Source organism: Pseudomonas sp. TE3728 (assembly GCF_056279145.1).
The window spans coordinates 879,615-899,730 of sequence record NZ_JBWBQT010000001.1 but is presented as its reverse complement, the minus strand read 5'-3'; the positions used below and the strand labels follow the sequence as shown (position 1 = coordinate 899,730).

The following is a 20,116-nucleotide window of genomic DNA, read 5'->3' as shown; positions in this document are numbered from 1 at the left end:
ATAAAAATGTCGACACAGCTGACCGCTGATCAATTGCTGCATGCCTATCGGGTGATGCGCACCATCCGCGTCTTTGAAGAGCGCTTGCACGTGGAGTTCGCCACCGGCGAGATTCCCGGTTTCGTCCATCTTTATGCCGGCGAAGAGGCCTCGGCCGCCGGTGTCATGGCTCACCTGGGGGATGATGATTGCATCGCCTCCAACCACCGTGGCCACGGTCATTGCATCGCCAAGGGCGTTGATGTGTACGGGATGATGGCCGAGATCTACGGCAAGAAAACCGGGGTTTGTCAGGGCAAGGGCGGCTCCATGCACATTGCCGATTTCGAGAAGGGCATGCTCGGCGCCAATGGCATCGTCGGCGCCGGCGCACCGCTGGTTGTGGGCGCAGCTCTGGCCGCCCGACTCAAAGGTACCGACAGCGTCGCGGTGGTGTTCTTCGGCGACGGCGGCTCCAATGAAGGTGCGGTGTTCGAAGCAATGAACATGGCTTCGGTGTGGAACCTGCCGTGCCTGTTCGTTGCCGAGAACAATGGTTATGCCGAGGCCACGGCCTCCAACTGGTCTGTGGCGTGCGATCACATCGCCGACCGCGCGGCCGGCTTCGGCATGCCCGGGGTCACCGTCGACGGTTTCGATTTTTTCGCTGTTCACGAAGCCGCCGGTGCCGCCGTGGAACGGGCTCGAGCGGGTGAAGGACCGTCGCTGATCGAGGTCAAGCTCACCCGCTATTACGGTCACTTCGAGGGCGACGCCCAGACCTACCGGGCACCGGACGAGGTCAAGTATTTCCGCGAGCACAACGACTGCCTGATGCAGTTTCGCGAACGCACCACCCGGACCGGTTTGATTAATGCCAGCCAGTTGGACCAGATCGATAGCGAAGTGGACCTGCTGATCGAAAATGCCGTGCGCACGGCCAAGTCCGACCCCAAGCCGAGTGCGGCCGACCTGCTGACCGACGTCTACGTTTCCTATCCCTGAACGCCCCCTATAACAAGAATCGAGACCTTCATCATGGCGAGAAAAATCAGTTATCAGCAGGCAATCAATGAAGCTCTGGCCCAGGAAATGCGCCGCGATCCCACCGTGTTCATCATGGGGGAAGACGTCGCTGGCGGTGCCGGTGCTCCCGGTGAAAACGACGCCTGGGGTGGGGTGCTGGGCGTGACCAAGGGCCTCTATCACCAATTCCCCGGACGCGTGCTGGACACGCCGCTGTCTGAGTTGGGTTATGTCGGTGCCGCGGTAGGCGCAGCGACCTGCGGTGTACGCCCGGTGTGTGAATTGATGTTTGTCGACTTTGCCGGTTGCTGCCTGGACCAAATCCTCAATCAGGCGGCCAAGTTTCGCTACATGTTCGGTGGCAAGGCCTCCACTCCGTTGGTGATTCGCACCATGGTCGGCGCGGGTCTGCGGGCAGCGGCCCAACACTCGCAAATGCTCACATCGCTGTGGACCCACATCCCCGGGCTGAAAGTCGTCTGCCCGTCGTCCCCTAATGACGCCAAGGGCCTGTTGATCCAGGCTATCCGCGACAACGACCCGGTGATCTTCTGCGAACACAAACTGCTCTACAGCATGCAGGGAGAGGTACCGGAAGAGCTCTATACCATTCCGTTCGGGGAAGCCAACTTCCTGCGCGATGGCAAGGACGTGACGCTGGTCTCCTATGGGCGCACGGTCAATACGGCGATGGACGCAGCCCGCAGCCTGGCCGCGCGAGGCATTGACTGCGAGGTCATCGACTTGCGCACTACCAGCCCGCTGGACGAAGACAGCATTCTCGAAAGCGTGGAAAAGACCGGGCGCCTGGTGGTGATCGACGAAGCCAACCCGCGCTGTTCCATGGCCACTGACATCTCGGCCCTGGTGGCGCAAAAAGCGTTCGCCTCGCTCAAGGCGCCCATCGAGATGGTGACTGCGCCGCACACACCGGTGCCATTCTCCGATGCCCTGGAAGACCTCTATATCCCTGATGCGGCGAAGATCGAAAATGCCGTGCTCAAGTTGATCGAGTGGAGCAAGCGTTCATGAGCCAGATCCATACCCTGACGATGCCCAAGTGGGGCTTGTCCATGACAGAAGGCCGGGTCGATGTCTGGCTCAAGGAGGAGGGCCAGGCGATCGCCAAGGGCGATGAAGTGCTCGATGTGGAAACCGACAAAATTTCCAGCAGCGTCGAGGCGCCGTTTTCCGGTGTGCTGCGTCGGCAGATCGCGCGCCAGGATGAAACCCTTGCGGTCGGTGCGTTGCTCGGCATCGTGGTCGACGGCGAAGCCAGCGAGGCCGAAATCGATGCGGTGATCGAGCAGTTTCAGGCCGCGTTCGTACCGGGCGACGGAGCCGAGGAAGACAGTGGGCCGAAGCCGCAGAAGGTCGAACTGGACGGGCGGCTGATCCGTTACTTCGAGCGCGGCGAAGGCGGGGTGCCGTTGCTGCTGGTGCATGGGTTTGGCGGTGATCTGAACAATTGGATGTTCAATCATGAAGCATTGGCTGCCGAGCGCCGGGTGATTGCTCTGGATCTGCCGGGCCATGGCGAGTCGACCAAACAGCTGGAGCACGGAAACCTGGATGAACTGAGCGGCGTGGTGCTGGCATTGCTCGATCACCTGGACATTCCCGTAGCGCATCTGGTGGGGCACTCCATGGGCGGCGCGGTATCGCTGAATACCGCGCGTCTGGCTCCACAACGGGTACGTTCCCTGACCTTGATCGGCAGCGCCGGTCTGGGCGCGGACATCAACGGCGGTTATCTGCAAGGTTTTGTCGAGGCGGCCAGCCGCAATGCCCTCAAGCCACAGCTGGTGCAACTGTTCTCCGACCCCGAACTGGTCAATCGGCAGATGCTCGAAGACATGCTCAAGTACAAGCGCCTGGAAGGGGTGGACGCGGCCCTGCGCCAGCTGGTTTCGGGATTGTTCAAAGAAGGACGGCAACAGTTCGATCTGCGCGGCGTGGTGCAAGAAAGCCGGCAGCCGGTGTTGCTGATCTGGGGCAGTGACGACGCGATCATTCCTGCGACCCACAGTGCCGGCCTGACAGCCCGGATCGAAATCCTGCCGGGCCAGGCGCACATGGTGCAGATGGAAGCGGCCGAGCAGGTCAACCGGCTGATTCTGGATTTTGTGCAACAACACTGATGCTCCCATGGCGACCTTTTGCGGGTCGCCAAGGCCAACGACTTCAAGGAGATTCCAACATGAGCCTTTCAATTGATCCGACCCGCCGCATGCGTGCCGCTGTCTGGCATGGCCGTCACGATATCCGTGTCGAAGACGTTCCACTGCCCGTGTCGCCACCTGCGGGCTGGGTCCAGATTCGCGTGCAATGGTGCGGTATTTGCGGCTCCGACCTGCACGAATACGTGGCCGGGCCAGTGTTCATCCCGGTGGATGCGCCACACCCGCTGACCGGTATCAAGGGGCAGTGCATTCTCGGTCATGAGTTCTGTGGCGAGATCGTCGAAATCGGCGCCGGTGTTGAGGGGTTCAGTGTGGGCGAGCCGGTGGCAGCCGATGCATGTCAGCACTGTGGCACCTGCTATTACTGCACCCATGGGTTGTACAACATTTGCGAGAACCTGGCCTTCACCGGGCTGATGAACAACGGTGCATTCGCCGAGTTGGTCAACGTGCCGGCCAATCTGCTGTACAAGTTGCCGGCCAACTTTCCCGCCGAGGCCGGGGCGCTGATCGAACCGCTGGCCGTGGGCATGCACGCGGTAAAAAAGGCCGGGAGTGTACTGGGGAAAAATGTAGTGGTGGTTGGCGCGGGAACCATCGGCCTGTGCACCATCATGTGTGCCAAGGCTGCTGGTGCGGCCCAGGTCATCGCCCTGGAAATGTCGGGAGCGCGCAAGGCCAAGGCTCTGGAGGTTGGGGCGAGCCATGTGCTAGACCCCAATGAATGTGACGCTCTGGCAGAGGTGCGGCGGCTGACCGGCGGACTTGGGGCGGATGTCAGCTTCGAATGCATCGGCAACAAACACACGGCCAAGCTCGCTATCGACCTCATCCGCAAGGCCGGCATGTGCGTGTTGGTGGGCATCTTCGAGGAACCCAGCGAGTTCAATTTCTTCGAGTTGGTCGCCACCGAAAAACAGGTGCTGGGTGCGCTCGCCTACAACGGCGAGTTCGCTGACGTGATTGCTTTTATCGCTGATGGCCGGCTGGACATCACACCCCTGGTAACCGGGCGCATTCAGCTGGAACAGATCGTCGGGCAGGGCTTTGAGGAATTGGTTAACAACAAGGAACATAACGTGAAAATCATCGTTTCACCCGCTCGGCTCTGAGGCCACCTGAAGCGTGCGGCCACGAAACATCCGTGAGAGGCCCACTCTGGACTACGCTTTGGAGTCCAGGCTGGACGATCAGGTTCTTTCAGAACTTTGAAAAAACCTGATCGTCCGCCAAGTACTACAGGGAGTTATCGCCATTACGTTTTTGCATTGCACGCAATCCTCCTCACTTCCTCTTTGGGTTAGTAATGACACTCAGAAGATTCGCATGCAGCGCGATAGAGGCATTCTCGCCCGTGTCGGCATCCTGAGCGTTTTTACCCTCAGCCTGCTGCCCACTCTGGCCATTTCAGCGACCTCCACTGCGACCTTCACCGTCTCCGCAAGCATTGTGGCCGGCTGCGGCATCACCGCCTCTCCTTTGGCTTTCGGTGCCTATACAGGTGTGCAAGCCGATGCTGAGTCCAGTCTGTCGGTCAACTGCACCAACACGACTGCCTATAGTGTGGGCCTCGGTGCCGGGACGAGCGGCGGCACCGCGACCGCCCGGCAGATGTCCGGCACTCCGGCAGGCATCCTGTTTTATGCGCTGTACTCGGACGTCACGCGGGCGACCAATTGGGGCGACACCGGTGGCACCGGGCTCATCACTGGAACCGGCAGTGGCTCCGTTCAGGTGATCCCTGTCTATGGTCGAGTAGCGGCGGGGCAGCTTAGTCCGCCAGGCACCTATGCCGACACAATGACGGCCACCGTCACCTTTTGACCTTAAAGACTGTGGTCAAGCACGGTTCCTTCCTTCAGAAATCCTGCCGATGCCCTGATACACACCCAATATGCCCCTTCGTCGCAAAGGTGCGGATGTGACGTGTTGTTTCCCACTTGGATGCTAACCTCAGCCTGCGAATAACCCCTTAAAGGGAATGGGAATTTGAATGGGCTCGGGGTTTTGGCGGTCATGAGCACGATGCTCAGTACGACAGCATTGGCGGCGCAGCTTCAGGTTGAGGTCCGGGTCAATGTGCAGCGCGGTTGCCAGTTGGTTGGCCAACAGCGTGAAGCGGGTATCGAGCAATTGGGCGTCCTCGACTTCGGCACCACTGCCCGCCTGGACGATCCTTCAGGGCCATTGAGTGCAGCATTGCTTGACACACGCCTGCCACGCCTGGAATGCAATCCCGATACCCCTTACCAATTACAGGTCGACGGCGGACTGCATGGCGGCGTCGGCGAGGTCCGTTATCTGGCGGGTAGTGCAGAGCACAGCAAACCCATTCCTTATCGCCTCTATCAAGACGCCGCACGGCAGATTCCGCTGCCGGTGAATGTGCTCTTGAGTGGGCGGGTGCCGGATTCAGGTACGGTGGATTTGCCTCTGTATGGCCGTATCGAACGGTTGGCCGAGATCCCCCGCGTCAGCCGTTATTCCGATCTCTTGAAAGTGACCGTGAGCTGGTAGCAGGCATTGAGTGACACCTGTCCGATGGATTCGGGCAGTACAAGGAAACGTCGTTCGCAAATGGACGGCCACTGTTTGAATCCTGATGGAACTGGGATCGGTGCAAGACGATGAAAAGTTGGGTGGTGATGACCCTTGGCACAGTTTTACTACTGGCCGAGGAGGCGCAAGCGGCGATCAGCGGGCAGATTGATGCGCGGCTGATCATCATCGCCAGTTGTGCAGTGACCAATGACATAACCAACCGCGTCGGCAGTCCAGTCGGTGATGTCGGCCTGTTGGATTTCGGCTCGCAAGGTCCGACCTGGACCAACCCGATCAATGCCAACCTGAGCGATGCCGGCAACGGCACGCTGGAAGTCTCTTGCAACTCTTCGGTGACCGGTTTCACGGTGACCATCGATGGCGGCACCCATGGCGACGGCACCACGCGGCGCCTGAGCAATGGTACCCAGACCATCCCTTATCGATTGTTCCTCGATGCTTCCGGTGGCGACAGCTACAGCATCGGGCAACAACGCAATTTCGCTGTAACCAATGGTGGCCAGGTACCAATCCCGGTATTTGGCTCGGTGGTCGCGAATACCGGCGCGGTTCCGGCAGGGGTCTATACCGACACCTTGACGGTCACGCTGGATTGGTAAACCCAGAGGATGGACATCATGCATACGCTCGTATCAAGGATTGGATTTTCAGTGCTCATTCTAGCGCTGGCCAGCAGCGCTCAGGCAGCCACGACGACCGGCCAGTTCACTTCCAGCATGACGCTCAGTAGCAGCTGTCAGATCAACGGTGCCGGCGGAACCAGCGGGGTGAATTTCGGTACGCTGGACTTCGGTTCCACCGGCAGTTTGTTTACTACAGCAAACGGGGAGGTGCTCGCTGGCGGCGGTGGCGCGCTGTCAATCCTGTGCTCCAGTGGCACCTTACCGACTGTCACAGTCGGTGCCGGCAACAATGATGGCGGATCTGTCGGCGGCACTCGCGCACTGACCGATGGTGGCACCAACTTCGTGCCTTACGACTTGTACACCGACTCCGGTCGTACGCAGGTCTTGGCGATCGGCGGGGTGATCGCACTTGCAGAAAGTACCGGGGTGGCGCAGACGGTGAATATCTACGGCAAGGCCGTGGGCAAGGCCGGCTTGCCCGCAGGCACCTACTCGGATTCTGTCGCCGTTGAATTGACTTTCTAGTGCAATGGAGTCCTGCCGCGCTGATCCTGATCGGCGCGACTGGTTTACCTCTGCCGCTGGCGGCGGGCACCAGTCAGAGTTTTCAGGTCAGCGCGACAGTGACAGCGGCATGTCTGGTGATGGGCGGGGTTTCCACTTACGGCAACCTCGATTTCGGCACTCAATCGGCGTTGGCGACCAACACTGTTCAAGTGCAATTGAGCGACGGCGTGCAGTTGCAATGCACGCCGGGCGTGAGCCTGAACATGAGCGTCGATGGCGGCCAGTACAACAGCAACGGGCGACACCTGCAGCTTGATGACGGCAGTGCCCGTATGGCCTATCAATTATTCAGTGACGCGGCCTTCAGTGAGAGCCTGGGCATCGGTCAGAGCGTGGCCGTGGCCTACAGCGATGCGAACAACATCCGATTGCCTATCTACGCACAAGTACAGTTACCGGGTGATCGGCCCGGAGGAATTTATAGCGACGTGCTGCAGGTGCAGCTGTCGTGGTAGCTCGGTAGTTCGGGCATAAGGAGCAGGCATATGTATTCACCTTTGCGCAGATTACCAGCCGCGCGTTGCGCTGTGCTGGCAATGGCATTGCTGGGCGGGGTCAAGGTGCAGGCGGCCAGTTCGGTGTTGATCTGGCCGATTGATCCGGTGCTGGAGGCCGATCAACAAGCGAGTGCGTTGTGGCTGGAAAATCGCGGCAACGAGACGGCGAATCTGCAGATCCGCGTGTTTGCCTGGAGCCAGAGTGGTTTCAGCGATCAGTATCAAAACCAGCGCGATGTCATTGGCAGCCCGCCGGTTGCGAAAATCGAACCCGGGCAGAAGCAACTCGTACGCCTGACCCGTACCCGCGATGTACCGCCGGGGCAGGAATTGGCCTATCGCATCATTATCGATGAAATTCCCGCGGCCAGACCCGTGACGGCTGAAGACGGAAAAACCGCTGCCGCCATCCGGTTTCAAATGCGCTATTCGGTGCCGCTGTTTGCCTACGGCGCCGGTCTGTGGAGCAAGGAAGACATGACCCGTAAACGCGACCCCAAAGGCGCCGGGGCGCCTGATCTGAGCTGGCGCAAAGTGGCGGTCGATGGCCGTTCCTACGTGGAAGTGCGCAATCAGGGCGCGGTGCATGCCCGGTTGACCGATGTTGCGTTCAAGCAGGGCGGTCAGACACGGCCGCTGGTTGAGGGACTGCTCGGTTATGTGCTGCCGGGGGCGATCATGCGGTGGCCGACACCGGAGCCGATCAGTGCGGATCAGGTCTTGCAAGTGCGGGTCAATGGTGCGCCGCAGGTTCAGAATATTGCGCCGGGGCAGTGATAGCCCGGTGATAGGAACAGTGTGACGAGGGCGCTTGCTCTCGCTCGGCTGCGAAGCAGTCGTAAAAATCTGCAGCCGCGTTCTACCCGATAAAACGATATCGCTGATTTTAGGGCCGCTCCGCGACCCAGCGGGGGTAAGCCCCCTCATCACAAGTGTTGTGCGCACCTCTTGATCGCCACAGTAAGGAAATGTCCATTGACGGACGTAAAGCGGTGATGAGCCAGGATTGGGCTCGCAGTATCAAGCGTCCGCTGTGGGCCGCGATTGGCCTCTACTGTCTGGTATTCGCCCACCACGGCCTGGGGGCAGAGCTGCCGCCAGCGCCCAGCGGCATGGCGGCGATTGCCGACGCGCAATTGTTTCTGGAACTGATCGTCAATCAAATGGAGACCGGGCGTGTGGTGGCAGTGGAGCAGCGCGGCGGGCGCTTCTTTGTGCCGGTCGCGGCGTTACGCGAAATCGGTATGAAATTGCCGCAAGCACTCAACGCTGAGGTCGCCCTCGACAGTCTGCAAGGTTTGACAAGTGACTATGACAGTCAGGGGCAGCGGCTTTTGTTGACCGTCCCGCCGGACTGGTTGCCGGAGCAATTTGTCGGCAACCAAGAGGCGTATCCGCGCACCGCGGCGTTGAGCAGTTTTGGCGCCTTGCTCAACTACGACTTGTACCTCAATGACACCGACGACAGCGCCACCTACCTTGCAGCCTGGAACGAGGTGCGACTATTTGACAGTTGGGGCACGCTGTCCAACACCGGGCAATACCGGCGCACGATTTCCGGAATCAGTAACGACACACTGAACAATGGTTATCGGCGTTACGACACCACCTGGCGTTATTCCGATGATGAACGCCTGCTGACTTACGAGGCGGGCGACCTGATCAGTGGTGCCTTGCCCTGGAGCAGTTCGGTGCGCCTGGGCGGTGTGCAAGTGTCACGCGATTTCGGCGTGCGTCCGGACCTTGTGACCTACCCGTTGCCGCAGTTCGCCGGGGAAGCGGCGGTACCTTCATCGGTTGACCTGTTCATCAACGGCTACAAGTCCAGCAGCGCCGAGTTGCAGCCCGGTCCCTACACGCTGACCAACGTTCCGTTCATCAACGGTGCGGGCGAAGCAGTGGTGGTCACGACCGATGCCCTCGGTCGACAGGTCTCGACCACCGTGCCGTTTTATGTCACCAGCAACCTGCTGCAAAAAGGCCTGATGGATTTCTCGGTGGCCGCCGGTACCCTGCGTCGTGACTTCGGGATCCGCGATTTCGGTTACGGTCCGGGTGTGACCTCCGGCAGCCTGCGTTACGGTCTGAACGACAGTCTGACCCTCGAAACCCATGCCGAAGCCTCGGACGCGCTGGCCCTTGGTGGCGTTGGCGGCAACCTGCGCGTGGGCAATTTCGGCGTGCTCAACACGGCGATCAGTCAAAGCCGGTTCGACGGCAATAGCGGTCAGCAAGTCAGCCTCGGTTATCAATACAGCAGTCAGCACTACAGCGTTGCCTATCAGCGTATGCAGCGCCGCGACCAGTACGCCGACCTGACCGTGGTCGACAGCCCCTATGTCAGCCTCAGCCAGCGCAGCGAGCAGTTGACCCTGAGCGTCAGTCTCAACGGCTGGGGCAGCCTTGGCGCAGGCTACTTCGATGTGCGAGCGGCGGATGATTCGCGCACCCGGTTACTCAATCTGACCTGGAGCAAGCCACTGTGGCGCAATACCAGTTTTTACGTGTCGGCCAATCGTGAGATCGGCGACAGCGACTGGGCGATGCAGGCGCAACTGGTTATCCCGTTCGACCTGCGTGGCACTCTGAGCATGAGTGGCGAGCGCAGCAAGACCGGCATAAACCGCCAGCGCGTCAATTACAGTCGCGCGGTGCCTAGTGCAGGCGGCGTGGGCTTCAACCTCGGTTATGCCCACGACGAAGGCCCGGATTATCGCCAGGCCGACCTGACCTGGCGCCTGCAGTCGGTGCAATTGCAGGCAGGGATTTACGGCAGCAGTGACGCCGAGACTCGCTGGGCCGATGCCAGCGGCTCGCTGGTGTGGATGGACCATCAAGTGTTCGTTGCCAATCGTATCGATGATGCTTTCGTCGTGGTCAGCACGGGTGGCTTTGCCGATATCCCGGTGCGTTACGAAAATCAACGGGTGGGCCAGACGGATAAGAACGGTCATCTGCTGGTGCCATGGAGCAGCGCCTATTACCGCGGCAAATATGAAATCGACCCACTGAATTTGCCGACCAATGTGCAGAGTTCGAATGTTGAACAACGAGTCGCGGTGCGCCGTGGCAGTGGTTACCTGCTGGAGTTTCCACTGAGTCGGATCATTGCCGCGAGTGTTGTGTTGGTGGACGCGCAGCAGCACCCATTGCCCTTGGGCAGCGGCGTGCGGCACGAGCAGAGCGGGACGCACGCCGTGGTCGGTTGGGACGGGCTGGTTTATCTGGAAAACCTGGAAGAGCACAACAGTTTGCAGGTGACCTTGGACGATGGCCGGACTTGCCAGGCGCAGTTCACGCTGGACATGCAACAGGACCAGGTGCCGTTGATCGGGCCGCTGCTATGCCAATGAAACCGCATTGATTAGAACAGGGAGGTGGGTGTGCAATTTTCTGATGGATGGCCGGGTAGAGTGATCAGGCTGATGGCGATTTTTCTGCCGTGTCAGGCCGATGCCTTGTGCGAGGTGGCCAGTACTTCACCGGCGGGTTTTGGCTCGCTCAGTTCGATCGCGGTGCGTACCACTTTGCAAACCAGTTCCACCACCCATGCCGGTTTGAGTTGCACCGGTTCGTTGGTATCGCCGTTGGCCAGCGATGATCATTTTTACGTCACCATTACATCGGCAACCGCAGGGGTGGTCGGGCCAACCAGTGATGTGATTGGTTACACACTGTTTGCCAACAACAGCAGCAGCTATCCGATCACTCGCGGCGTAGCGTTCGATTTCGCCCGACACTCGATCATCGATGACCTCGGCCTGCTTTCCAATCCAACGGTTGCCAAGGCTGTACCGATCTATCTGAATACGATCATCGGCAGCAACGTGGCGGCCGGGATTTACTCTGAAACCCTCAACATTTTCTGGAGTTGGGATTATTGCCATGACTATGGTGGCGGTGGCAGCTGTCAGGGGCGAGACATCAACAGCGGTTCCACGAGTCTGACTGTCAATATGACCGTGGACAACGATTGCACGATCACTGCGCCGAACATCAGCTTTGGCAGCGCCTCGGCAATCAGCTCCTTCTCCACCGTCACTGGCCAGACGATCAACCTGGTCTGCACCAAGGGCAGTGCCTACACGGTGGGGCTGGACGATGGTCAGCATGCTATCGGCGTGGGCGGGCGCAGGCGGATGATCTCGGGCAGCAATTACTTGGATTACGACATTTTCAAGAGTGCCGGAAGCACTCGTTGGGGCAGTGTCAGCACGGCGCGTCGCACAAGTTCCGATGCCGAGGTCAACCCCGGCAACGGCTTGGGCACTGGCAGTCAGATCTTCAACTACAACGCCAAAATCTACCTCGACCAGAGCACGCCGCCACCGGGAACCTACATGGACAGTGTGGTGCTGGATGTGGGGTTCTAGTACGAGCTTCCAGGCATAAAAAAGGACCTCTGAAAAGAGGTCCTTTTGTTTTTCCATGCTTCAGCGCAACGATTACTCAGTTCTTCACCGTTTCCTCAAGAGAGAAGCGCCCCAGTGGATTCTGCTGGAAGTTTTCGATGTTCTTGCGCGAAATGTTGATGTAAGGGCTGTAGTAAAGGTCGATCCAGTTGACGTCATTTTTGGCGATCTTCTGCAGGTCGACGTACATCTGTTCACGCTTGGCCGGGGCCGCTTCAATGCGGGCAGCCGATACCAGATCCTTGACCTTGTCGTTCTTGTAGCGGGTCATGTAGTTCATGTTGGTGTCGTGGCCCAGAACGAAGGTGGTCTTCTGGTCCGGGTCGAGTATGTCGTTGGTCCAATACATCACGGACAGGTCGTAGTCACCGTCGACCAGCATCTGCCAGCTCTGGGTGGGGTCAACTTTTTGCAGGGTGGCGGTCACACCGACAGCCGCCAGTTGCTGCTGAACCAGCACGGCAATCTGTTCATCGGCTTCGTTGCCGGCGTTGACCACGTAATTCAGCTTCATGCCCGCTGCGCCGGCATCGCTCAGCATCTGCTTGGCTTTTGCCGGGTCGAATGGACGCTTCAAGTTGTTGGCGTAGTGGTAAAGCGAGCCCTTGGGAATGTAGGAGTAAGCCTCCTGGCCATGGCCGAAAGTGACGGTATCGACCACCGATTTTTTGTTGATCGCCATGTCCAGCGCCTGACGTACTTCAGGCTTGCTCAGCAAGCCGTGCTCATGGTTGATCAACAGATGATCTTCCCGAGTGGAAGGGTCGGAGTGGATGGTCAGGTTGGGGTCCTTGCGCAGCGCATCGACTCGCGAAAACGGTACGAAGATCGCGGAGTCCAGCTCACCTGCCTGCACCTTGAGCATCCGGGTATTGTCGTCGGGAATGGAAATCCACTCCACGCCATCCAGGCTGACCTTGTCGGCCTGCCAGAAGTGCGGGTTCTTCTCCAGCTTCACGCGATCACCGCGCAGCCACTCTTTGACAAAAAATGCCCCTGACACCACAGGCTCCTGGGCATAGGCATCTTCGCCCATGCGGGTCATGGCCTTCTGCGAGAGCACCGACACGGTCGGCGAGGCCAATTGCGAGAGGAACGGTACCGACGGGGTGGTCAGGGTGACGACCAGGGTCTGCGGATCGGCCGCTTTCGCCGTGTCGATCAGTTTGTAGGCATCGCTCCACAGCGAGGCCTTGTTATCACGAGTGCGCAACAGACTGAATGCCGCATCATCGGCCGTGATCGGCGAGCCGTCGGAGAATTTCGCCGCGCGCATTTTGAAGGTGTAGGTCAGGCCATCGTCGGAGACTTTCCAGCTTTCAGCCAGGCCAGGTTCCATCTTGCTGCCGGCCTTGTCGACCCGGATCAGCGTGTCGTAGACATTGGAAAACACCCAGGTATCGCGGTTTTGCGCGCTTTTGATCGGGTCGAACGTGGTGCTTTCTTCACGGCAACCGATGGTGAGTACACCCGCCGCCTGGGCAATGCCGCTGGCAAGGGTGCAAGCGGTCAATGTGGCTGCGGCGAGCAATTTCAAATGCCTGGATCTCATGGTCAAACTCCTTCTTGATGAGTACGTGGTTTTTTAGAACAAAGGCTCCTCGAGCACGCAGTCGTAACGGCGAACGTCGAGTTGACGGGTAGGGGGCGCCACCTGGCTACAAGTGGCACGAACGTAGCGACAGCGCGGGTGAAAGGCGCAGCCGGATGGCAACTGCAAAGGGCTGGGCGGTTCACCGGGCAAAGGGTCGGTGGGTAGCGCTCGGGCCGGATCGATTTCTGGAATCGACTGGATCAGCGCGGCGGTATAGGGATGTCGCGGGGAGCGAAATACGTCCTCCACGGGGCCTTCTTCGACGATCTTGCCCAGGTACATCACCGCCACCCGATCACAGAGTCGGCGAACGATCGCCAGATCATGGGCAATGAACACAATCGCCAGGTTCATGCGCTGACGCAGCTCCAGCAGCAGATTGATGATCTGCCCCTGGATGGACACGTCCAGCGCCGCGACGCATTCATCGGCGACGATCAGGCGCGGCTCCACGGCCAGCGCACGGGCGATCCCGACACGCTGGCATTGGCCGCCGCTCAAGGCGTGCGGTTTGCGTGTGGCTAATTCCGGGCGCAGACCGACCAGGGTCAGCAGTTCATCGACACGGTCGGCAATCAGCGATTCCGGCACCTTGCGTTGTACCCGGAGCACTTCTGCCAGGGTCTGGCCGATGCTCAGGCGTGGGTTGAGGGCGGCATAAGGGTCTTGGAAAACCATCGCCGTCTCATGACGCAGCCGCTCGATGTCGACTTTCCCTGCGTGGGCCATGTCGATGCCGTCGAACAGCACCTGCCCGGCGTAAATCTCGTTAAGGTGCAGGATCGCCCGCCCCAGGCTGCTTTTACCGCTGCCCGACTCGCCGACCAGGCCGAGCGTCTCTCCGGCCGAGAGGGTCAGCGAAACGCCGTTGACCGCTGTCAGCCATTGCCGGTTCATGCCCAGCAAACCAGTGCCTGGCGCGGCGAAGCGCACATGCAAATCCTTGACCTTGAGCAGGGTCATGAGCGGTCTCCGGCGGCCAAGGGGTAATGGCAAGCGATGCGGTGTCCATGGCTGACCGGCTGCAAACCCGGCATCAGTGTTGTGCATCGGTTACCGATTTGTTGGCAACGCGGATTGAAGCGGCAACCCTGGGGCAGGGCGTCGAGCAGGGGCGGTTGCCCGGCGATGGTTTTGAGCAATGCGTGACCGTGGCTGGTGGCCGGCTGGCAGTCGATCAACCCCGCGGTGTAAGGGTGGCGTGGATGGGCCAGCACCTCGTGCTTGTTGCCGTGCTCGCACAAGCGTCCGGCGTACATCACCGCAATCGAGTCGCAGGTCTGCGCAACGACCCCCAGGTCATGGGTGATCATGATGATCGACAGGCCACGCTGGTCACGAAGATCCAACAGCAGGCGCAGGATCTGCGCTTGCACCGTGACGTCGAGGGCGGTGGTCGGTTCGTCGGCGATCAGCACGTTCGGGTTGCAACCCAGTGCCACGGCGATCATCGCTCGCTGGCGCATGCCGCCGGAAAATTCGTGAGGGTAACTGTCAACCCGCCGCTGCGGATCGGGAATGCCCACTTGCCGGAGTACGTCGATGGCTTGAGCGCGGGCTTCACGCTTGCTGGCGCCTTGGTGTAGACGAATACCTTCGCCAATCTGATCGCCGATGCGCATTAACGGGTCGAGATGGCTGCTGGGGTTCTGGAAAATCATCCCCAATTGACGTCCACGCATGCGGCGCATGCCGGCCTCGTCCAGGTGCAGCAGATTTTCCCCGGCCAGTTGCACGGCGGTGCCTTCGACACGCAGGTTCGGCGACGGCAACAGTCTCATTAAACCGCGACAAGCCAGGGTCTTGCCGGAGCCGCTTTCCCCCACCAGTCCAAGCACTTCACCCTCGGCCAGGTCAAAGGACAAGCGATCCACCAGCGTCACCTCGTGCTCACCCTTGCGGGCGATAACGCTGAGCTCTTCGACCTTCAGCACAGGCGCACTCATGAGCGTTCACCCAAGTGTTCGGCAACAGCGTCGGCCAGCAGGCTGAAGCCCATGGCCAGGGTGACGATCGCCAATCCCGGAAAGGTGCAGATCCACCAGGCGGAGGTAATGAAACTCTGGCCTTCGGCGACCATCGTGCCCCACTCGGCAGTCGGTGGTTGAACCCCGAGGCCGAGGTAACTGACCGCCGCGCCGTTGAGCAATACCAGTACCGCATCTGACATGGAAAACACGATCGAACCGAACATCGCGTTCGGCAGCAGGTGCCTGAACAGAATGCGCCCATGGCCGAAGCCGAGGCTTTTGGCGGCCAGGGCAAAATCGTTTTCCTTGAGGATCAGGATCTGCGAGCGGATCAAGCGTGCGTAGGACACCCAGCCCACCAGTGCCATGGCGATATAGAAACTCATCAGGCCGGGACCGAGGATCGCCATGATCGCCAGCATCAACACCAGGAACGGGAAGGCCAGGATGATATCGATCAGGCGCATACAGAACGTGTCGAAACGCCCGCCGATGTAGCCGGACAAAGCCCCGACACACGTGCCGATCAGAAACGGGAAAATCACCCCGATGACCGCCAGTTGCAAGTCGATGCGGGCCGACCAGATCACTCGGGACAAGACGTCGCGGCCAAAATTGTCAGTGCCGAACGGATGGGCCAGATGGGGCGCCAGCAAGCGAATATCAGTGTTCTGGGCGATCGGATCGAAGGGCGCGATCCAGGGCGCGAAGATCGCCAGCACCAGCCAACCGAGCAGGATTGTCAGGCCCAATCCCATTGCCAGTCGAGGGTTGCGCAAACCCAGGCGCAGGTTCAGTCGGGGGACCGTCGTTGCCTGGCTGCTCATCGGATTTTCACCCGTGGATCGATGGCGATTGTCACCACGTCGGCGAGAAAGTTTACCGCCACAGTGGCGCAGGCCAGCACCATCGCCACGCCCTGGACCACCATATAGTCACGGGTGAAGATGCCTCGGACCAGTAACTGGCCGATCCCTGGAATGGCGAACAGACTCTCGATGACCACCGTGCCGCTGATCAGCCAGCCGATGTTCACCGCCAGCAGGTTGACGGCGGGTACGAGCGAGTTGGGCAGCACATGGCGACGAAACACCACGTTTTCGGGCAGGCCGCGAGCCCGGGCTGCCGTGACATGGTCGGCTTGCAACTCCATCAGCATGCTTGCCCTCAGGTTACGTATCAATACCGCCGATAACGCCAGGGCAATGGTCAGGCAGGGCAGGACCATGTGGTGCAGTTTGTCCGGCCAGGAACGGCCGTAGCCGGAAACCGGAAACCAGCCCAGTTGTACGCTGAAGAGCAGGATCAACATGATCCCCAGCCAAAATGCCGGCATGCCGAGGCCGGCGGTGGTGAACAGGCGGATCAGGTTGTCGCCCCAACCGCCCTTGTTACGGGCCGCAACGGTGGCCAGCGGCACCGCGATCAACATGGCCAGCAGCACGCTGCCCAGCACCAGAAACAACGTGGGCTCGATGCGCGTGCTGATCAGCTTCAAGGCATCGACCTTGTACAGCAATGACTGGCCGAGGTCGCCATTGAACAGGTTTTTCAGGAAGTAGAAGTACTGCATCCACAGCGGTTGATCGAGGCCGAACTGAGCGCGAACCCTGAGCAGCCCCTCCGGCGTACTGCGCGAGCCGAGCAGGGCGCGCGCCGGGTCGCCGGGTATCGAGCGCACCAGCACAAACGTGATGAGACTGATGCCGAACAGCACCGGCAGCAGCTGCAGGGGGCGTGAGAGGATGAAACGGTAACGCGACAGATTCATCGACTAACCTCGGTGCCGCTGGAGGAAATCCAGTAACACCGGAAAGTAGGCGTGAGGTTCTTCGTAGAAGGGCATGTGGCTGCTGTTGGGGAACACATGCAGTGCCGCATTCTTGAGCGCCATTTTCATGCGCATGGCACAGGCTGGCGTCAGTTCGTCGTGCTGGCCGGTGGTAATCAATACCGGCATGGTGAAGTCCGCCATTTCCTGGAGACGGTTCCAGTTTTTCAGATTGCCGACGTAGAGAAACTCGTTTGGCCCCTGCATGGTTGTGTAGGGCCCCATGTTCCAGTCGCCCAAAGAGCGTGTGACCGGTGCCGGCCACTCATCCAGGCGGCAGACGTGGCGATAGTTGAGGAGGGTGATTGCCGCTTGGTATTGAGGATGATCGAGGGTGCCCATGGCTTCATGGCGCTGCATCATGGCCACGGTTTCGCTGCCAAGCGCACCACGCAGACGCTCCAGTTCCTGAGACAGGTGCGGGATATCGCCTACGGTATTTTCCAGAATCAGGGTTTTGAGTGCATGAGGGTGGTAAATGGCATATTCGATCGCCAGCCAGCCGCCCCAGGAGTGCCCCAGCAAATGCACCCGGCCCAGGTCGAGGGCCTGCCGGACGGTTTCCACCTCAGCGACATAACGGGAAATATCCCACAGGGATGGGTCTTGAGGTCTGTCAGATGCGCCGGTGCCGAGTTGGTCGAAGGCGACCACGCGCAACCCCTTGTCCTTGAGCCAGCCATGGGCGTCACGCAGATAATCGCAGGGAAGCCCCGGGCCTCCATTGAGGCACAGCAGGACCTCATCGCCCTCGCCAAAGCTATAAACCACCAGATTGTGGCCATCGACCTCGACGTTATAGTGCTGGTCCGGCTCGATTTCACGCCACATCGCAATTCTCCCTTTATGATGCTGACCGGTTCGGAGGCTAACTAAATGGCCTACCTTACTGAGTAAGTCTTGCGCCCAAAAGCTAGTATTTCTAATAGGTTTTGTCTGGCAGTCCCTCGCCGAGGCATGGCATTCTACGTGCTGAATTTCAGGATTGAAATTAATTAGGGAGGGCAATGGATGCAGACGAAGCTATCAGACCTCAATCCCCGTCTGTTGTCGGGCAAGAGCCTGGATGAGCAGATGGACAACGCCTTGCTGTTGGCCCAGGAGCTGGGCTTCGATGCGTTGGTGTACGACTACAGCCCGGTGCCGCTGGACCATGAAGGCAAGTTGATCACGCCCTCGGTGCTCAAACTGCGCAACACGCCAGCCGATTGGCATGCGCGTTGGTGTGCAGAGGGTTACTACCAGATCGACCCTGTCCAGCAGGTAGCACTCAATTGTGTTTCACCCTTTGTCTGGTCTTACAAACCCGGGACTGACACCCTGCTGGAGCCGGTCATCAGTCAGTGCCATGCGCCAGTGGTGAATTATCTGGAAGACGCGCAGATGACCTGTGGTGTGTCGGTCCCGATTCATCTGCCCAGAGGCGGCTTCGCCTCCTTGACCGGGCTGCGTACCAGCAGCAGCAGTGTCCTGTGCGATGCCCGGCGGACCCTCGCCGATTTCAGCCTGATTTCCCATGCCTTGCAGGAAGCGGCCTATCCGTTGCTTGGCAAGGAGGCTCACACGCCTCCCGTTCATCTGACCAAACGTGAACGCGAGTGCCTTAAATGGGCGGCTGAGGGGCTGACCGCCGCCGAGATTGCCAACCAACTGAATCGTTCATTGGCCACCATCAGCCTCCATCTGACCTCGGCCATGCATAAACTCGGGGCCAAGAATCGGGTCCAGGCCGTGGTGCGGGCCACCCACTATCGATTGCTCGATAGCTGAAACAGGGCAAAAACCTATCTATTTCTCTAGTTATTTTGAAGGTCTGATCCCGCTATCGTGTGCCGTACGGTTTTTCAGGGGCGGCACGAAGAAATGGAATCTATCGGAATACGCGAAGGCTTCGCACCTTTTGGTCCTTATCAGACCTGGTATCGCGTCACAGGTCACTTTGACGGCAAGAACACGCCGCTGGTGATTTTGCATGGCGGTCCAGGCTGCACGCATGATTACGTCGATGCCTATAAGGACATCGCCGCGAGTGGGCGGGCGGTGGTGCATTACGATCAATTGGGTAACGGTCGCTCGACCCACCTGCCGGAAAAAGACACCTCGTTCTGGAACGTAGCGCTGTTTCTCGAGGAGCTGGACAACCTGCTGGATCATCTCGGTATCAGCGACAATTACGCACTCCTGGGGCAATCCTGGGGCGGCATGCTCGCCAGCGAACACGCGGTACGGCAACCTGCGGGACTACGGGCCTTGATCCTCGCTAATTCCCCGTCGGACATGCGCGTCTGGGTTCAGGAAGCCAACCGTTTACGTCAACTGCTGCCTGCCGGTGTCCATGAAACTTTGCTTGAGTACGAACGGGCAGGGGATTTTCAAGCGGTCGCCTATCAGGACGCTTCGAGGGTTTTTTACGACAACCATGTGTGTCGCGTCATTCCCTGGCCCGAAGAAGTCGCGCGCACGTTTGCTCAGGTCGATGCCGATCCCACCGTTTACCATGCCATGAGCGGGCCGACGGAGTTTCATGTGATAGGCAGCCTGAAAGACTGGACCATCGTCGACCGTTTGCCGCAGGTCAACGTGCCGACGCTGGTGATCTCAGGTCGCTACGATGAAGCAACACCGACGGTGGTCAGACCCTTTTTGCAGCAGATCCCGAATGTTCGTTGGGCGTTGTTCGAGAACTCCAGCCATATGCCCCATGTCGAGGAGCGGGTCGGCTGCATGGGGACGGTGGTGAGGTTCCTGGATGAGTGCTTGAACGGGGCGATGGCTGGCGATCGCAAGCTTGAAGAGCTCCCACTCTGACCCGTGTCTTTCCTGTTCCGTGGCATGAAGAATCCACCGTCGCTGACGAGCACACCTCGAC

Annotated in this window: 20 protein-coding genes; 14 read left to right on the top strand and 6 right to left on the bottom strand. The window is 59.6% G+C overall.

What is annotated here, in order from left to right:
* The first annotated feature begins 6 nt into the window (after positions 1–6).
* The 12 genes from ACZ89R_RS03550 (at position 7) to ACZ89R_RS03495 (ending at position 11,813) form a co-directional block, all read left to right on the top strand.
* On the top strand, positions 7–984 hold the full coding sequence (locus ACZ89R_RS03550; protein WP_429546684.1) for a thiamine pyrophosphate-dependent dehydrogenase E1 component subunit alpha: 978 nt from the start codon (positions 7–9) through the stop codon (positions 982–984).
* 33 nt (positions 985–1,017) lie between these two features.
* Entirely contained in the window at positions 1,018–2,037 is a 1,020-nt protein-coding gene (locus ACZ89R_RS03545; RefSeq protein ID WP_429546685.1) for an alpha-ketoacid dehydrogenase subunit beta, read from the top strand.
* Positions 2,034–3,146 (top strand): acetoin dehydrogenase dihydrolipoyllysine-residue acetyltransferase subunit, encoded by a 1,113-nt coding sequence (locus ACZ89R_RS03540; RefSeq protein ID WP_429546686.1) that lies wholly within the window; start codon positions 2,034–2,036, stop codon positions 3,144–3,146. The genes ACZ89R_RS03545 and ACZ89R_RS03540 overlap by 4 nt, the downstream gene beginning before the upstream one ends.
* Positions 3,147–3,235: 89 nt before the next feature.
* On the top strand, positions 3,236–4,300 hold the full coding sequence (locus ACZ89R_RS03535) for a 2,3-butanediol dehydrogenase (RefSeq protein WP_429547914.1): 1,065 nt from the start codon (positions 3,236–3,238) through the stop codon (positions 4,298–4,300).
* A 214-nt stretch (positions 4,301–4,514) separates the two neighbouring features.
* Positions 4,515–5,012, top strand: a complete 498-nt coding sequence (locus ACZ89R_RS03530; RefSeq protein ID WP_429546687.1) for a Csu type fimbrial protein — start codon at positions 4,515–4,517, stop codon at positions 5,010–5,012.
* Positions 5,013–5,204: 192 nt separating this feature from the next.
* Positions 5,205–5,705, top strand: coding sequence for a Csu type fimbrial protein (locus ACZ89R_RS03525; RefSeq protein ID WP_192344530.1), 501 nt, complete (start codon positions 5,205–5,207; stop codon positions 5,703–5,705).
* 110 nt (positions 5,706–5,815) lie between these two features.
* Entirely contained in the window at positions 5,816–6,349 is a 534-nt protein-coding gene (locus ACZ89R_RS03520) for a Csu type fimbrial protein (protein ID WP_429546688.1), read from the top strand.
* Positions 6,350–6,367: 18 nt separating this feature from the next.
* Positions 6,368–6,901 carry a Csu type fimbrial protein gene (locus tag ACZ89R_RS03515; protein WP_429546689.1) on the top strand — a complete coding sequence of 178 codons (534 nt, stop codon included), beginning with the start codon at positions 6,368–6,370 and terminating at the stop codon, positions 6,899–6,901.
* Positions 6,901–7,398, top strand: coding sequence for a Csu type fimbrial protein (locus tag ACZ89R_RS03510; RefSeq protein ID WP_429546690.1), 498 nt, complete (start codon positions 6,901–6,903; stop codon positions 7,396–7,398). The genes ACZ89R_RS03515 and ACZ89R_RS03510 overlap by 1 nt, the downstream gene beginning before the upstream one ends.
* A gap of 30 nt (positions 7,399–7,428) precedes the next feature.
* Positions 7,429–8,217, top strand: coding sequence for a fimbrial biogenesis chaperone (locus ACZ89R_RS03505; RefSeq protein WP_429546691.1), 789 nt, complete (start codon positions 7,429–7,431; stop codon positions 8,215–8,217).
* A 218-nt stretch (positions 8,218–8,435) separates the two neighbouring features.
* Positions 8,436–10,793 (top strand): fimbria/pilus outer membrane usher protein, encoded by a 2,358-nt coding sequence (locus ACZ89R_RS03500; protein WP_429547915.1) that lies wholly within the window; start codon positions 8,436–8,438, stop codon positions 10,791–10,793.
* A gap of 72 nt (positions 10,794–10,865) precedes the next feature.
* Positions 10,866–11,813 (top strand): Csu type fimbrial protein, encoded by a 948-nt coding sequence (locus tag ACZ89R_RS03495; RefSeq protein ID WP_429546692.1) that lies wholly within the window; start codon positions 10,866–10,868, stop codon positions 11,811–11,813.
* A 76-nt stretch (positions 11,814–11,889) separates the two neighbouring features.
* On the opposite strand, the gene ACZ89R_RS03490 is transcribed toward ACZ89R_RS03495, so the two are convergent.
* The 6 genes from ACZ89R_RS03490 to ACZ89R_RS03465 are packed head-to-tail and all read right to left on the bottom strand — an operon-like array spanning position 11,890 to position 18,078.
* Positions 11,890–13,404: an ABC transporter substrate-binding protein gene (locus ACZ89R_RS03490; protein ID WP_429546693.1), complete on the bottom strand. Its 1,515-nt coding sequence runs from the start codon at positions 13,402–13,404 to the stop codon at positions 11,890–11,892.
* Between the two features lie 33 nt (positions 13,405–13,437).
* Positions 13,438–14,409, bottom strand: a complete 972-nt coding sequence (locus ACZ89R_RS03485) for an ABC transporter ATP-binding protein (protein WP_429546694.1) — start codon at positions 14,407–14,409, stop codon at positions 13,438–13,440.
* Complete coding sequence (locus ACZ89R_RS03480) at positions 14,406–15,392, bottom strand: ABC transporter ATP-binding protein (RefSeq protein ID WP_429546695.1); 987 nt, start codon at positions 15,390–15,392, stop codon at positions 14,406–14,408. Before ACZ89R_RS03480 ends, ACZ89R_RS03485 begins: the two co-directional genes overlap by 4 nt.
* Positions 15,389–16,243, bottom strand: a complete 855-nt coding sequence (locus ACZ89R_RS03475; RefSeq protein WP_429546696.1) for an ABC transporter permease — start codon at positions 16,241–16,243, stop codon at positions 15,389–15,391. The genes ACZ89R_RS03480 and ACZ89R_RS03475 overlap by 4 nt, the downstream gene beginning before the upstream one ends.
* Positions 16,240–17,187: an ABC transporter permease gene (locus ACZ89R_RS03470; protein ID WP_429546697.1), complete on the bottom strand. Its 948-nt coding sequence runs from the start codon at positions 17,185–17,187 to the stop codon at positions 16,240–16,242. The genes ACZ89R_RS03475 and ACZ89R_RS03470 overlap by 4 nt, the downstream gene beginning before the upstream one ends.
* Before the next feature lie 3 nt (positions 17,188–17,190).
* On the bottom strand, positions 17,191–18,078 hold the full coding sequence (locus tag ACZ89R_RS03465) for a proline iminopeptidase-family hydrolase (RefSeq protein WP_429546698.1): 888 nt from the start codon (positions 18,076–18,078) through the stop codon (positions 17,191–17,193).
* A gap of 180 nt (positions 18,079–18,258) precedes the next feature.
* On the opposite strand from ACZ89R_RS03465, the gene ACZ89R_RS03460 reads away from it, so the two are divergent.
* Together ACZ89R_RS03460 and ACZ89R_RS03455 are read left to right on the top strand one after the other, a co-directional pair.
* Positions 18,259–19,017, top strand: a complete 759-nt coding sequence (locus ACZ89R_RS03460; protein ID WP_123494874.1) for a LuxR family transcriptional regulator — start codon at positions 18,259–18,261, stop codon at positions 19,015–19,017.
* Positions 19,018–19,110: 93 nt separating this feature from the next.
* Entirely contained in the window at positions 19,111–20,055 is a 945-nt protein-coding gene (locus ACZ89R_RS03455) for a proline iminopeptidase-family hydrolase (protein WP_192344539.1), read from the top strand.
* Positions 20,056–20,116 lie beyond the last annotated feature (61 nt).

Bases quoted from the DNA above. Each gene is read 5' to 3' on its own strand.
- ACZ89R_RS03550 (WP_429546684.1), top strand. From the start codon at position 7: ATGTCGACACAGCTGACCGCTGATCAATTGCTGCATGCCTATCGGGTG.
- ACZ89R_RS03545 (WP_429546685.1), top strand. From the start codon at position 1,018: ATGGCGAGAAAAATCAGTTATCAGCAGGCAATCAATGAAGCTCTGGCC.
- ACZ89R_RS03540 (WP_429546686.1), top strand. From the start codon at position 2,034: ATGAGCCAGATCCATACCCTGACGATGCCCAAGTGGGGCTTGTCCATG.
- ACZ89R_RS03535 (WP_429547914.1), top strand. From the start codon at position 3,236: ATGCGTGCCGCTGTCTGGCATGGCCGTCACGATATCCGTGTCGAAGAC.
- ACZ89R_RS03530 (WP_429546687.1), top strand. From the start codon at position 4,515: ATGCAGCGCGATAGAGGCATTCTCGCCCGTGTCGGCATCCTGAGCGTT.
- ACZ89R_RS03525 (WP_192344530.1), top strand. From the start codon at position 5,205: ATGAGCACGATGCTCAGTACGACAGCATTGGCGGCGCAGCTTCAGGTT.
- ACZ89R_RS03520 (WP_429546688.1), top strand. From the start codon at position 5,816: ATGAAAAGTTGGGTGGTGATGACCCTTGGCACAGTTTTACTACTGGCC.
- ACZ89R_RS03515 (WP_429546689.1), top strand. From the start codon at position 6,368: ATGCATACGCTCGTATCAAGGATTGGATTTTCAGTGCTCATTCTAGCG.
- ACZ89R_RS03505 (WP_429546691.1), top strand. From the start codon at position 7,429: ATGTATTCACCTTTGCGCAGATTACCAGCCGCGCGTTGCGCTGTGCTG.
- ACZ89R_RS03500 (WP_429547915.1), top strand. From the start codon at position 8,436: ATGAGCCAGGATTGGGCTCGCAGTATCAAGCGTCCGCTGTGGGCCGCG.
- ACZ89R_RS03495 (WP_429546692.1), top strand. From the start codon at position 10,866: ATGGCGATTTTTCTGCCGTGTCAGGCCGATGCCTTGTGCGAGGTGGCC.
- ACZ89R_RS03490 (WP_429546693.1), bottom strand. From the start codon at position 13,404: ATGAGATCCAGGCATTTGAAATTGCTCGCCGCAGCCACATTGACCGCT.
- ACZ89R_RS03485 (WP_429546694.1), bottom strand. From the start codon at position 14,409: ATGACCCTGCTCAAGGTCAAGGATTTGCATGTGCGCTTCGCCGCGCCA.
- ACZ89R_RS03480 (WP_429546695.1), bottom strand. From the start codon at position 15,392: ATGAGTGCGCCTGTGCTGAAGGTCGAAGAGCTCAGCGTTATCGCCCGC.
- ACZ89R_RS03475 (WP_429546696.1), bottom strand. From the start codon at position 16,243: ATGAGCAGCCAGGCAACGACGGTCCCCCGACTGAACCTGCGCCTGGGT.
- ACZ89R_RS03470 (WP_429546697.1), bottom strand. From the start codon at position 17,187: ATGAATCTGTCGCGTTACCGTTTCATCCTCTCACGCCCCCTGCAGCTG.
- ACZ89R_RS03465 (WP_429546698.1), bottom strand. From the start codon at position 18,078: ATGTGGCGTGAAATCGAGCCGGACCAGCACTATAACGTCGAGGTCGAT.
- ACZ89R_RS03460 (WP_123494874.1), top strand. From the start codon at position 18,259: ATGCAGACGAAGCTATCAGACCTCAATCCCCGTCTGTTGTCGGGCAAG.
- ACZ89R_RS03455 (WP_192344539.1), top strand. From the start codon at position 19,111: ATGGAATCTATCGGAATACGCGAAGGCTTCGCACCTTTTGGTCCTTAT.